The organism is Pseudomonas sp. SWRI111 (assembly GCF_014268555.1).
GTDB lineage: Bacteria > Pseudomonadota > Gammaproteobacteria > Pseudomonadales > Pseudomonadaceae > Aquipseudomonas > Aquipseudomonas hamedanensis.
The window spans coordinates 45,121-56,914 of the sequence record NZ_JABWQQ010000023.1; the positions used below are offsets into that span (position 1 = coordinate 45,121).

Annotated in this window: 13 protein-coding genes; 3 read left to right on the forward strand and 10 right to left on the reverse strand. The window is 57.6% G+C overall.

Going from position 1 to position 11,794, the window contains the following annotated elements; genetic code table 11:
* Positions 1 to 17: 17 nt before the first annotated feature.
* Genes HU755_RS22675 through HU755_RS22690 form a run of 4 tightly spaced genes read right to left on the reverse strand, consistent with a single transcriptional unit; the run spans position 18 to position 2,464 of the window.
* Positions 18 to 494 (reverse strand): DoxX family protein, encoded by a 477-nt coding sequence (locus tag HU755_RS22675; protein ID WP_186636729.1) that lies wholly within the window; start codon positions 492 to 494, stop codon positions 18 to 20.
* Complete coding sequence (locus tag HU755_RS22680) at positions 491 to 1,249, reverse strand: DUF2063 domain-containing protein (protein WP_186636732.1); 759 nt, start codon at positions 1,247 to 1,249, stop codon at positions 491 to 493. Before HU755_RS22680 ends, HU755_RS22675 begins: the two co-directional genes overlap by 4 nt.
* Positions 1,246 to 2,133: a DUF692 domain-containing protein gene (locus HU755_RS22685; RefSeq protein ID WP_186636735.1), complete on the reverse strand. Its 888-nt coding sequence runs from the start codon at positions 2,131 to 2,133 to the stop codon at positions 1,246 to 1,248. Before HU755_RS22685 ends, HU755_RS22680 begins: the two co-directional genes overlap by 4 nt.
* A gap of 25 nt (positions 2,134 to 2,158) precedes the next feature.
* Positions 2,159 to 2,464 (reverse strand): DUF2282 domain-containing protein, encoded by a 306-nt coding sequence (locus HU755_RS22690; RefSeq protein WP_186636738.1) that lies wholly within the window; start codon positions 2,462 to 2,464, stop codon positions 2,159 to 2,161.
* A 421-nt stretch (positions 2,465 to 2,885) separates the two neighbouring features.
* Here HU755_RS22690 and HU755_RS22695 point away from each other — a divergent pair, with 421 nt between their 5' ends.
* Positions 2,886 to 3,137, forward strand: a complete 252-nt coding sequence (locus tag HU755_RS22695) for a hypothetical protein (protein ID WP_186636741.1) — start codon at positions 2,886 to 2,888, stop codon at positions 3,135 to 3,137.
* A gap of 110 nt (positions 3,138 to 3,247) precedes the next feature.
* A complete protein-coding gene (locus tag HU755_RS22700) occupies positions 3,248 to 3,487 on the forward strand; it encodes an acyl carrier protein (protein ID WP_186636744.1) in 240 nt (79 codons plus the stop codon).
* A gap of 80 nt (positions 3,488 to 3,567) precedes the next feature.
* On the opposite strand, the gene HU755_RS22705 is transcribed toward HU755_RS22700, so the two are convergent.
* The 5 genes from HU755_RS22705 to HU755_RS22725 form a co-directional block, all read right to left on the reverse strand.
* On the reverse strand, positions 3,568 to 4,269 hold the full coding sequence (locus HU755_RS22705; RefSeq protein WP_003222380.1) for an ABC transporter ATP-binding protein: 702 nt from the start codon (positions 4,267 to 4,269) through the stop codon (positions 3,568 to 3,570).
* Entirely contained in the window at positions 4,270 to 5,037 is a 768-nt protein-coding gene (gene livG / locus HU755_RS22710) for a high-affinity branched-chain amino acid ABC transporter ATP-binding protein LivG (RefSeq protein WP_016771357.1), read from the reverse strand. It abuts the gene before it with no gap.
* On the reverse strand, positions 5,034 to 6,290 hold the full coding sequence (locus HU755_RS22715) for a high-affinity branched-chain amino acid ABC transporter permease LivM (RefSeq protein WP_186552005.1): 1,257 nt from the start codon (positions 6,288 to 6,290) through the stop codon (positions 5,034 to 5,036). The genes livG and HU755_RS22715 overlap by 4 nt, the downstream gene beginning before the upstream one ends.
* On the reverse strand, positions 6,287 to 7,210 hold the full coding sequence (livH, locus tag HU755_RS22720; protein ID WP_186552004.1) for a high-affinity branched-chain amino acid ABC transporter permease LivH: 924 nt from the start codon (positions 7,208 to 7,210) through the stop codon (positions 6,287 to 6,289). The genes HU755_RS22715 and livH overlap by 4 nt, the downstream gene beginning before the upstream one ends.
* 231 nt (positions 7,211 to 7,441) lie before the next feature.
* Positions 7,442 to 8,569 (reverse strand): branched-chain amino acid ABC transporter substrate-binding protein, encoded by a 1,128-nt coding sequence (locus tag HU755_RS22725; RefSeq protein ID WP_186552003.1) that lies wholly within the window; start codon positions 8,567 to 8,569, stop codon positions 7,442 to 7,444.
* Between the two features lie 352 nt (positions 8,570 to 8,921).
* Between HU755_RS22725 and HU755_RS22730 the strand changes: the two genes are divergently transcribed.
* Positions 8,922 to 9,227, forward strand: coding sequence for a DUF2288 domain-containing protein (locus tag HU755_RS22730; RefSeq protein ID WP_186552002.1), 306 nt, complete (start codon positions 8,922 to 8,924; stop codon positions 9,225 to 9,227).
* A 283-nt stretch (positions 9,228 to 9,510) separates the two neighbouring features.
* On the opposite strand, the gene HU755_RS22735 is transcribed toward HU755_RS22730, so the two are convergent.
* Positions 9,511 to 11,709, reverse strand: a complete 2,199-nt coding sequence (locus tag HU755_RS22735) for a hypothetical protein (RefSeq protein ID WP_186636746.1) — start codon at positions 11,707 to 11,709, stop codon at positions 9,511 to 9,513.
* Between the last annotated feature and the right edge of the window lie 85 nt (positions 11,710 to 11,794).

Consider the following 11,794-nt stretch of genomic DNA (forward strand, 5'->3'; position numbering starts at 1 on the left):
CACTCCTACAATTCAGGTCAGCTTTGCAATCGGCGGGCAATCAGATTATCTATCGACAATCTGCCCGGCCCGCTAGCCATCAAGTACAGCAACACCGCCGCCCAGGTGCCATGAGTCGGATAAGCATCCGGATAGACAAACAGCTGAATGACCAAGGTCATGCCGAGCAATGCGAGCGCCGAAAACCGTGTGGCCAAGCCGATCAGAATCAGCACCGGGAAAGCATGCTCGGCGAACGCCGCCATGTGTGCCGCGATCTCGGGTGACAACAGCGGCAGGTTGTATTCGCTCTGGAACAGCGGAATCGTCGAATCAGCCAAACGAGGCCAGCCCAATTCAAAGGTGCCGTCGATCAGGTCGATGGCCAGTCCTTCGACCTTGGTTTGGCCGGACTTCCAGAACACGGCGGCGATCGAGAAGCGGGCGATGAAAGCGATCAGGCTGTGCGGGATTTTTTCCAGCAGCGCGACGGCTCGCAGGATGAAAGTGTTCATGGCATTTCCTTGTGAGTCAGGCGAGCGATGGCGTTGTGTGCAATCAGCACGGCAAGGGTCTGTGCGAGGTCGAAGGGCGGGCTGTTTTCCACCGCCGCGAGCAGTGGCTGACCCTTGAGCAGGTGACGGATAAACATCGTGGCGCCGGGTTCAACGGCAAACACTTCCACGTCCAGTCCGTTGCGCAGGACCATGGCGTGCTGACCGTGATTGAGGCCAATCCCCGCCAGGGTCTGCGCCTGCTGATGCGCGGCCCAGATTGCGACCACCGCATAGGCTGAATCGAGCGTGTGCACGGACGGATGAAGCCTCAGATACAGATCGCTCAAGGCCCGCGGGCTGGCGAGGGCGGCGCTGATGTCGTCGGGCCGGACGGGCTGCGCATCCGCGGCGTGATAGGCGAGGGTGCGCAGATGCTCAAGGCGTGCAACATCGGCGACATAAGGTACGCCGGCGATCGGTTCGAAGCCGGCGATGAAGTCGGCAAATCCGTCGCCGTAACGGCTCATCAGCGGACTCTGCGGTGGCTGGCGTTGAACAAACACGCCTGCCATGGCGCGGAAGAATTCTTCGCCGACCAACTGCACCACCACCGGATAACTCTCAGCCAAGGCGTTGACCAACGAACTGTGCACATTATTGCGATACACCGCGAAACGGCTGGCAGGGTCGGCACCGTTGCGGCTGCACAAGCCATCCGGACACGGCCGTTTTACGTCGAGCAGCGCGGCGGCGAAGGCCGCTTGCCGGCTCATGGTACACCCTCCGCCTGGCGCAACAACGCCTCGGCCTGTTGCGCTTCGGCGAGCAACACGTCGAAGGCTGGCACCTGGTTGTCGCGTTCGATCAGGGTCGGCACTGGGCCGATGCGCGCAAGTACTTGTCGATACAGGCGCCAGACCGCCTGATCGACCGGCGCCCCATGGTCGTCAATCAGCAAGCGATCGCCGAGGTTGTCGCAATCTTCAGCGAAACCGGCCAGATGAATCTCGCCGACGGCGTGCAGCGGCAATGCGTCGAGATAGGCCAGCGGATCACGCTGATGGTTGACGCACGACACGTAGACATTGTTGACATCGAGCAGTAAGCCGCAGCCGCTGCGCCGGATCACTTCGCTGATGAAGTCCGCCTCGTCGAGGGTTGAATCCCGAAATGCCAGATAGGTCGCCGGGTTCTCCAGCAACATCGGGCGTTTCAGAGTGTTCTGCACCTGATCGATGTGCGCGCAGACGCGATTCAGCGTTGGCGTGTCATAGGCCAGTGGCAGCAGATCATTCAGAAACACCGGGCCATGGCTCGACCAGGCCAAGTGTTCGGAAAAGGATTGTGGTTGATAGCGCTCGATCAGCTCAGCGAGGCGTTGGAGATGCCCGGTGTCGAGCGGACCTTCGCCACCGATCGACAGCCCCACGCCATGCAATGACAACGGGTACTGTTCGCGGATCAAACCGAGAAAATGATGAAACGGGCCGCCGGCCACCATGTAGTTTTCGGCGTGGACCTCGAAAAAACCGAGGTCGGGGATGGAACCGAGCACTTCAAGGAAGTGCCCGGTCTTGAGCCCCAGCCCGGCACGGGCGGGGAGCTCGGTGCGAGCGGCCTGAGTGCGCGGCAGGGACGGTTGGCGATGACTGAACATGATCGTCACTCAGGCAGACCAACGATCAGGACTTGGCTTTAAAGGCTTCGAGCTGACCGAAACCGCTCGGCGAGGTTTTGCTTTCGGTGGTGACGCAGGTGCCTTTCGGAACGAGTTTCCAGGCGTTGGCCTGATAGTCCATTTTCGCCGTGCCGGCACAGGTGGTGCCTGCACCTGCGGCGCAATCATTCTTGCCTTTCAGCGCCACGCCGAAGCATTTTTCCATGTTGGCATCGGCGGCTTGGGCGGTGGAAACAGTGGCGATGCTCAGAGCAGAACCGAGGGCCAGAGCCAGGGCGGTGGCGGACAGGGTACGGGTAGTCGCAGTCATGATGTTTCTCCAGATTTATCAGGGTTTCTGCAAGCGGTTTGCGCTTGCTTGTCCCTCTAGAGAAAGCTCATAGCGATGCGTTACAGCGGGCGCAAAACTTTTCCGGAATTTTTCCTGACACGGCTATCCCTTGTGGGAGCGGGCTTGCTCGCGAAAGCGGTGAATCAGTCGACCTCTTCGTTAACTGACACACTGCTTTCGCGAGCAAGCCCGCTCCCACAGAGATTCCTCGGGAGCGCCAAATATTTCGAATAACTTGGCTGAAGTTGTCAGCCCTGCTCAACTAATTTCAGGAGCAGCGGATGTAATAACAGCCTTTTTTATCGCCGACGAGTCTAAAAAACTGTCATTTATAACAGTGGTGGTCGTTTTTTAGAGGGTTATATTCAGTCTTGTCATCGAGCTACCAAGGAGAAGATGTATGAAAAAGGCTGAGTTGGAACAGTATCTAGAAGAAAAGATTAACGACAACGCCAGGATTATCCTCAAGGAGGATATGGTTCATGACGGCGCTGCACTAGGGGAAATGCAGTTGTATTTTTGTCTTCGACGCATATTCAATAAAAAAGCCACTCTTGAGGATATTGGGGTGCTCCGTGCGGTGAACAACCTATTAAGGGTTATCGGACTTTTATCTGCCAAGGAAACGCTTATTTCAAAGATTGAGAAATGAACCTTGTCATTGGTCCTTGTTACGCTATGGAGCCTGTCAAGACGCTGTACTGAAGCGGGAGTTTGCAAGGAAATAAAGAGTGGCATCGGACGGGAATTAAGGAGCATCGAATGGGTACTGTAATAGAGCGGTTACGGAAAATTGTTATAGATCATCTGGGTGTAGAGTCGGACGAAGTTGTAGGCCCTGCCAGTTTTACAGACGATTTAGGAGCGGACTCCTTGGACGTGGTTGAGTTGGTTATGGCGATGGAGGACGAGTTTGATGTAAAGATTCCAGACGACGCTGCCGAAGGCATCGCAACTGTTCAACAAGCCGTCGACTACGTTACAGCGCAGATTGGCTCATGACTATTAAGTCGCACGTTGGTTTTAACTTCGCTTTAAAATTAAAAACGGCCCAAAGGCCGTTTTTAATTTAGCGATATCCCTCAACCGCCCAAATACGCCTCGCGCACTTTCGGGTCGGTTAGCAGCGCTTCACCGGTGCCTTGCATGACCACGCGACCATTTTCCAGCACGTAGGCGCGGTCGGCGATTTTCAGCGCCTGGTTGGCGTTCTGCTCGACCAGGAACACGGTCACACCGTCCTTGCGCAGCTGTTCGATGATGTCGAAGATCTGCTGGATGATGATTGGTGCCAGGCCCAGCGACGGCTCGTCGAGCAGCAGCAGTTTGGGCTTGCTCATCAGCGCACGGCCGATGGCGAGCATTTGCTGTTCGCCGCCGGACATGGTGCCGCCGCGCTGGTTGAAGCGTTCTTTCAGGCGTGGGAAAAGTCCGAGGACCTTGTCCATCTGTTCCTGATAGTCGCCCTTGTCGGTGAAAAATCCGCCCATGGACAGATTTTCTTCCACGGTCAGACGGGCAAACACCCGACGACCTTCCGGGACCACGGCGATGCTCTTGCGCATGATCTGCGACGAGTCCTGGCCGACCAGTTCCTCACCCATGTAGCGGATGCTGCCGCTGTGCGCCTGCGGTGAACCGCACAGCGTCATCAGCAGCGTGGATTTGCCGGCACCGTTGGCGCCGATCAGCGTGACGATCTCGCCCTGACGGACTTCGACATTGACGCTGTGCAGGGCCTGGATCTTGCCGTAGAAGGTGGAAACGTTTTCGAACTGCAGCATTTACGCTTCCCCCAGGTAGGCTTTGATCACTTCAGGATTGTCGCGGATCTGTTCCGGCGTACCGTCGGCCAGTGGCGTGCCCTGGTTGATCACGACGATGTGGTCGGAAATGCTCATGACCAGTTTCATATCGTGTTCGATCAGCAGCACGGTAACGTTGTGCTCTTCACGCAGCACGCCGATCAGCGCCTTGAGGTCTTCGGTTTCCTTCGGGTTCAGGCCGGCGGCCGGTTCGTCGAGCATGAGAATCCGCGGGCGGGTCATCATGCAGCGGGCGATTTCCAGACGCCGTTGCTGGCCGTAGGCGAGGGTGCCGGCGGTACGATTGGCGAACTCTTTGAGGTTGACCTTTTCCAGCCAGTACTCGGCAAATTCCATGGCCTCGCGCTCGCTTTTGCGGAACGCCGGGGTCTTGAACAGGCCGGAGAGGAAGTTGGTGTTCAGGTGACGGTGCTGGGCGATCAACAGGTTCTCGACCGCCGTCATGTCCTTGAACAAACGCACGTTCTGGAACGTACGCACCACGCCTTTGAGGGCGATCTTGTGGCCCGGCAGGCCCTGGATCGGCTCGCCGTCGAGCAGGATGCTGCCGCCGGTAGGCTGATAGAAACCGGTCAGGCAGTTGAACACGGTAGTCTTGCCGGCGCCGTTCGGCCCGATCAGCGCCACAACCTGTTTCTCTTTGACGGTCAGCGCCACGCCGTTGACCGCCAGCAAGCCGCCGAAGCGCATGCTCAGATTTTCGACTTTAAGGATCTCGCGGCTCATTTGCGCAACTCCATGTGTGGGCGTTGCATCGGCAGCAGCCCTTGTGGACGCCAGATCATCATCAACACCATCAGCGCACCGAACATCAACATGCGGTATTCGCTGAACTCACGCATCATTTCCGGCAACAGGATCATCACGATCGCCGCCAGGATCACACCCAATTGCGAGCCCATCCCACCCAACACGACGATGGCGAGGATGATTGCCGACTCGATGAAGGTGAACGACTCGGGCGTCACCAGACCCTGACGCGCGGCGAAGAAGCTGCCGGCGAAACCGGCAAACGCGGCGCCCAGGGTGAACGCGGAAAGCTTGATCACGGTCGGGTTCAGACCCAGCGCACGGCAGGCGATTTCATCTTCACGCAGCGCTTCCCAGGCACGGCCGATCGGCATGCGCAGCAAACGGTTGATGACGAACAGCGCTGCCAGCGCCAGCAACAGGGCAACGAGGTAGAGGAAGATCACCTTGTTGATCGAGTTGTATTGCAGGCCGAAATACTCATGGAACGTCTGCAGGCCTTCGGCCGCTTTACGCTCGAAAGTCAGGCCGAAGAATGTCGGTTTCTCGATGTTGCTGATGCCGTTCGGGCCGCCGGTGATGTCCGTCAGGTTACGCAGGAACAGACGGATGATTTCGCCGAAGCCCAAGGTCACGATCGCCAGATAGTCGCCGCGCAGACGCAATACCGGGAAGCCCAGCAGGAAGCCGAACGTCGCCGCCATCAGGCCGGCAATCGGCAGGCAGATCCAGAAACTCAGGCCGTAGTAATGCGACAGCAGTGCGTAGCTGTAGGCGCCGACGGCGTAGAAGCCGACGTAACCCAGGTCAAGCAGACCGGCCAGACCGACGACGATGTTCAGACCGAGGCCGAGCATCACGTAGATCAGGATCAGCGTGGCGATGTCCACCGCGCCACGGGAGCCGAAGAACGGCCACACCAGCGCCAGCACAATCAGCCCAATGATGAAATAACGCTGGGTGGAGGGCAGGGTCAGGAAGTTGCTGGCCTTGGCCGGAATCAGCGGCATGCCCGGCGAAGAACGCCAGGCCTTGCTGATCTGCTGGTTGAACAGCACGCGCAAAAACATCAGCACCGAGCAGATCGCGATGGTCGCGAGTACCGCAGGGCTGGTGTTGTGCACTTCCAGATTGATGCCGACGATGGTCAGTTTCAGTCCGAGCACAGGATACGCAACTGCCCAAACCAAGAGCGCACTGAACAGCGCCTGTTTAAGATTCCTAGTCATACTTTCTCAACCTCCGGACGGCCCAGAATGCCGGTCGGACGGAACAACAGCACCAGAACCAGCAAGCCGAACGCCACGACGTCCTTGTACTGGTCGCCGAAGATATCGGCACCGAACGCTTCCGCTACACCGAGCACCAACCCGCCGAGCATGGCCCCGGGGATGCTGCCGATGCCGCCCAGTACCGCAGCGGTGAAGGCCTTGAGGCCGACGAGGAAACCGGCGTTGGGGTTGATCACGCCGTATTGCATGCTCAGCAGCACAGCCGCAACGGCTGCCAGCGCAGCACCGATGACGAAGGTCAGGGCGATGATGTTGTTGGTGTTGATGCCGAGCAGGTTGGCCATCTTGATGTCCTCGGCACAGGCGCGGCAGGCGCGGCCCAGGCGGGAACGGGAGATGAACAGGGTCAGGCCGAGCATGGCGATCAGGGTGACTACGAACACCACGATCTGCATGTAGGAAATCAGCACTTCTTGTGCGCCACCTGGACCGAAGGCGAAGTTGCCCGGGATCAGGTTGGGGATAGCTTTGTCCTTGGAGTCTTGCGCCAGCAGAACGGTGTTCTGCAGGAAGATCGACATACCGATGGCAGAAATCAGCGGGATCAGACGGTTGCTGCCACGCAGGGGGCGGTAGGCGATCCGTTCGATGCTGTAACCGTAGGAACTGGTGACGACGATGCTGGCGATGAACGCCGCGGTCATCAACAGCGGGACACTGTCGAGTCCCATCATGGTCAGTCCGGCAATGGCGATGAACGCCACGTAGGAGCCGATCATGTACACCTCGCCGTGGGCGAAGTTGATCATTCCAATGATGCCGTAAACCATCGTGTAGCCGATGGCGATCAGGGCATACATGCTGCCAACGTTGAGGCCGTTAACCAGCTGTTGGAAGAAGTGATAGATGTCAGGCATTACAGCGCTCCTAAAAACCTGATACGCATTTCACTGGTGGAGTCATTTTCCCGCCCGGCCCCGTGGATCTTTATCCACTTCGAATCCGGGTTTTGCCAGCGAACCGCTGATGACGGTTTTGAGATTTTCAGGTGGGGAGACTGGCGGATCACGCCAGCGCGGCCCAATACGTTCGTAAAACAAAGCCCACGGCACGCCGTGGGCTTTATTGGCAGTCAGTCAGGCAAGGCCTTACTGAGGCGAAACTTCGGTTTTAGGTTTGCCGTTGTGCCACTCGTAGACTACAAATTTGAAGTCTTTCAGGTCGCCCTTGTCGTCGAAGCTCAGCTCGCCAGTCGGCGTCTTGAACGAACCGGCGTGGATGGCTTCAGCCACTTTGGTCGCGTCTTCGGACTTGGCAGCCTTGATGCCTTCGGCAATCACGGTCACAGCCGAGTAGGACGGGAACACGAACGGACCGCTCGGGTCTTCCTTCTTGGCTTTGAACGCATCAGCCAGGGCGACGTTGGCCGGATCCTGGTCGAAGGATTTTGGCAGGGTCACCAGCAGGCCTTCGGACGCGTCCTTGGCGATTTGGGTGATCGAGTCGTTACCCACGCCTTCCGGACCCATGAAACGGGCTTTCAGGCCTTTTTCCTGAGCCTGGCGCAGGATCAGGCCCAGCTCCGGGTGGTAGCCGCCGTAATAGACGAAGTCGACGCCGGCTTGCTTGAGCTTGGCGATGATCGCCGAGAAGTCTTTGTCGCCGGCGTTGACGCCTTCGAACACGGCAACCTTGGTGCCTTTCTTCTCGAGGGTCGATTTGACGGCGGTGGCGATGCCTTCACCGTATTGCTGTTTGTCGTGCAGCACGCCAACCACTTTCGGTTTGACGTGATCGGCGATGTAGTTACCGGCGGCAGGGCCCTGGGCGCTGTCCAGACCGATAGTACGGAAGATCATTTTGTAGCCACGGGCGGTGATGTCCGGGCTGGTGGCGGCCGGGGTGATCATGATCACGCCTTCGTCTTCGTAGATATCCGAAGCCGGCTGAGTGGAGCTGGAGCACAGGTGACCGACCACGAACTTGACGCCGTCGTTGACGACCTTGTTCGCTACCGCAACCGCTTGTTTCGGATCGCAGGCATCGTCGTATTCAACGGCTTGCAGTTGCTTGCCGTCGACGCCGCCCTTGGCGTTGATCTGCTCGATGGCCATTTTGGCGCCACTGAACTGCATGTCGCCGTACTGGGCTACTGGACCGGTCTTGGGACCTGCGATACCGATCTTGATGGTGTCAGCTGCGAACGAATGGCTGGCAACCCCGGCCAGAACCATAGCGGCAAACAGTTTGGAAATCTGCTTAGTAGCCTTAGTCATAGTGCTCCACTCTTACTGTTGTATTTTTTAGAGTTCTGGCGCCGCAGCAGCAGAACCGGGACAGATATCTTTGCGATACCCTCCGGAAATGCCCCCGGCAACTGTACCGGTACAGTGTAGAGCGCCGCTTGTTCAACTGGGAAGCAGGCGTCACGGGGCAAAACTTGGGGGTGTCGCATTTTTGAATGAAAAAGACAGAATCGCGGCGGGGCATTCGTAGGCATATAGCCTAAACAGCAGCATTCCCTGGCGTTCCTGCTCTTTTCGTTCGGTGCAGCCATTTGCAACCGGGTTTTTCTGACGGACCACCAACGTTTATGATTCGCGTCGATTTCTTTTCCGGACAGTTCCCATGAATCAAGAACCTAGCACCCTCTATGCCAAGCTGCTTGGTGAAACGGCATCTATTACCTGGAAGGAGCTGGAGCCGTTCTTCGCTAAGGGTGCCCTATTGTGGGTCGACCCTGACCTGGATTTGATCGCCGCTGCCGAGGCCGTGGCATCGGATGAAGGCGAGAAAGTCGCGGCCTGGCTGGCCGACGACAAGGTCGCCAAGCTGTCTGAAACGCGGGCGCTGGATATCTTCGAGCGTGATCCACAGTTGTGGGCGGTGGTGGTTTCGCCGTGGATTCTGATCCAGGAAAGGGCGGCGACTTGAGTGATTGCACCTTTTTGGTGCTTGCCTTGTCGCGCCGCAAGTGTGTAGCGGAGTAGCGTGATGGCACGTTGCCGTAGAGAAACACCACGCATCACGGTGACGTAAACGTAACGGGAACAGTTTATTGAGCGGCTTGAGGGCCGCTTAATTGTTTCTGAATGTTGGTTCAGCAAGATTTTCGGTGTTTGAAAGGGCCTCATCGCGAGCAGGCTCACTCCTACAGGGGAACGCATTCCAAAATGTAGGAGTGAGCCTGCTCGCGATAGAGGCGACTCGGTTTTGATCAGACCGAATAAGTCTTCCCGGTATGGTTATTCAGTGAAATAACCTTGGTCTTGCCAATCCGGTGACGGTAGATCTCACGCAGGTACTTGATCGACTTCTTCACGCAATCGCGGGACAAACGAATGTCGTTGATCGAGACAAACTTGTCTTTGTCGTTGATCAGCTCGCGGTATTTCTTCTCGTACATCGGTTTGATCGCGTACCAGTTGGTATCGAGGATCTTCGCCGGGTTCTCGAATTCGTTGAGCAATTCGTCGATGCGGTCTTCGTCAAAATCTTCTTGAACGATGAAGTCGAGAATCGAGTTGTCCAGTGTCTCGTCGAAGCGGTACGGATTCTTCGCGAAGCAGCGCTTGATGAACGCCACGATCAGGGTCAGGAAGTCGTCCGACAGGCACGGGCTCTTGGCAATCAGTGTGGTCAGCGACAGGTTGGCCGAAGCGCCGATCACCAGCGCGTAACGCTTGAGCGTGGTGTTGGGGAACAGGCTGTTGAGGTGGGTTTTCAGCCGGTTCAAGTCCATGTACGACAACTTGTAGTCTTTCGGCAGTGAGACGATCGAGACCACCGACGAGCAGTTCTTGAAGAAGTGCAGGTCGTGCAGGGCCGCCGCGTCGTAACCAGAATTCTTGTACTGCTCCAGCGAGGCGCGATAACGCTTGGATTCGATCGGCAACAAACTGATGCCTTCGATGGCTTGGGTAACCTTGTTGAAGTGCGGCAAGTCGATCGAGCGGAAGAACAGGTCATCGATGTTCAGACGCTGTGGCTCTTTATCGAAGACCTTGAACTTGTCGCTGCTCGGCGGCGGCGTTTCCGGCACCACCGATTCGGCGTAGGCAATCGCCACCGGGCCGGCCAGGCTCATGAACAAATCGTTGGCATCCAGGCGAATGGTCTCGCCGATGTCGATGCCGGCGCGGCGGAAGTAGTTCTGGTCGTAGTCGGTGGTAACGGCCTGCGCCGTGAGAATGTTGAAGATCTGCTGCGAGATATACTGGTTGGCGTGCTTCTCCATCGCATTGACATCAATGTTCTGGATGTTGCCGTCATCGCTTTCTTCGGCGTAACGCATGATGTCGTTGGAGATCAGCATCATCGCGTTCCACGGGCGGATACGGCCCATGACGCTGGCTTCGCTGCTGTCTTCGTTGGCGAAGTTGTAGGAGAAGTCCCATTCCTCCGAAAGGTATTTGCACAGCAAACGCCCGGCGTTGATGTGCAGCGCCTCGGACATTTCGCTGCGGTGATCGGAAATATTCGGCAGCACGCAGATGCCGCTGGTGAAGATCGGTTCGAACACAAACGAATGGCCGCTCTTGCCGTCGTGTTCATCCATCGGCTTGGTGTCGAACGTCTTGTTCATGTACGAGTGCTGCTGGGCCAGGCCGAACTCCGAGGCCATGCCCGAACCGGTACCGCCGCCGGCACTGAAAATCGAAAAGTACAGGCGTGACTGGTTGGCCTTGATGCCGCAGCTGTCGATCAGGTACGAGTGGATCATTTTCCAGTCGGGGCTGGAGAAACGCTGGGTGTCCTTGTTGAGGATGATCTTCGCCAGGTACTGGCCAAGGATCGGCGCGTTACCGGCGCCACCTGCGTGGACTTCGGACAAGTCCATGATTTTCATTTTGCTGTAGTCGCGCAGGAAGCCGCTTTTCTCGCCCTTGCGCGAGAAACGGATGCGTCCGGCGATGTCCTTGTCGAGGTCGCCGAGCATCACCAGCGGTTCGACCAGAAACACCGGTTTGGTTGATTTGCTGGTGCCGATGCGCAGGTTGTTCTTGATCCACTGCGCCGGGCTGTAGCCCTTGTCGGCCAGACGCCGATCCGCCGGGCGGTCTTCGTTGTTGAATTCGTTGAGGTAGAACTTGCGCGCGTTGTACACCAGCTCCGCAACATCCAGGGCGATGTTGGAGCCGCAGCGACCGAGACCGATCAGGCACACCGACGGGAATTCCTGATCGTTGTGCTGCTCGTTGTCGCCTTCCTGGTGAGGTGGGCGCGGGAACACCGAATCGCGCAGGCCGTCGAGGTTGTCGAGGATGCGGTCGGTGTTGGTTTCAGTGAAATACAGGTATTGCTGAGTCGACAGCGGGCGCGAGGGAACCGATGGCCTGGACGGTGAAGCGCTGTTGGCGGCAGGATTCAGCGTCAGATCGGATACCGCCGTGGCGGGCTTGTTGTTAGAAGTCATTGCGCCATGCACCTGGACTGGGTTGGTTCGCCGACCTGTGCCGGCGAACCTCACGGAATAGGATCTCGCGTCTTTTGCGCGAATT

Bases quoted from the DNA above. Each gene is read 5' to 3' on its own strand.
- HU755_RS22690 (WP_186636738.1), bottom strand. From the start codon at position 2,464: ATGACTGCGACTACCCGTACCCTGTCCGCCACCGCCCTGGCTCTGGCC.
- HU755_RS22705 (WP_003222380.1), bottom strand. From the start codon at position 4,269: ATGCTGCAGTTCGAAAACGTTTCCACCTTCTACGGCAAGATCCAGGCC.
- HU755_RS22695 (WP_186636741.1), top strand. From the start codon at position 2,886: ATGAAAAAGGCTGAGTTGGAACAGTATCTAGAAGAAAAGATTAACGAC.
- HU755_RS22700 (WP_186636744.1), top strand. From the start codon at position 3,248: ATGGGTACTGTAATAGAGCGGTTACGGAAAATTGTTATAGATCATCTG.
- HU755_RS22725 (WP_186552003.1), bottom strand. From the start codon at position 8,569: ATGACTAAGGCTACTAAGCAGATTTCCAAACTGTTTGCCGCTATGGTT.
- livG (WP_016771357.1), bottom strand. From the start codon at position 5,037: ATGAGCCGCGAGATCCTTAAAGTCGAAAATCTGAGCATGCGCTTCGGC.
- HU755_RS22675 (WP_186636729.1), bottom strand. From the start codon at position 494: ATGAACACTTTCATCCTGCGAGCCGTCGCGCTGCTGGAAAAAATCCCG.
- livH (WP_186552004.1), bottom strand. From the start codon at position 7,210: ATGCCTGACATCTATCACTTCTTCCAACAGCTGGTTAACGGCCTCAAC.
- HU755_RS22680 (WP_186636732.1), bottom strand. From the start codon at position 1,249: ATGAGCCGGCAAGCGGCCTTCGCCGCCGCGCTGCTCGACGTAAAACGG.
- HU755_RS22730 (WP_186552002.1), top strand. From the start codon at position 8,922: ATGAATCAAGAACCTAGCACCCTCTATGCCAAGCTGCTTGGTGAAACG.
- HU755_RS22715 (WP_186552005.1), bottom strand. From the start codon at position 6,290: ATGACTAGGAATCTTAAACAGGCGCTGTTCAGTGCGCTCTTGGTTTGG.
- HU755_RS22685 (WP_186636735.1), bottom strand. From the start codon at position 2,133: ATGTTCAGTCATCGCCAACCGTCCCTGCCGCGCACTCAGGCCGCTCGC.
- HU755_RS22735 (WP_186636746.1), bottom strand. From the start codon at position 11,709: ATGACTTCTAACAACAAGCCCGCCACGGCGGTATCCGATCTGACGCTG.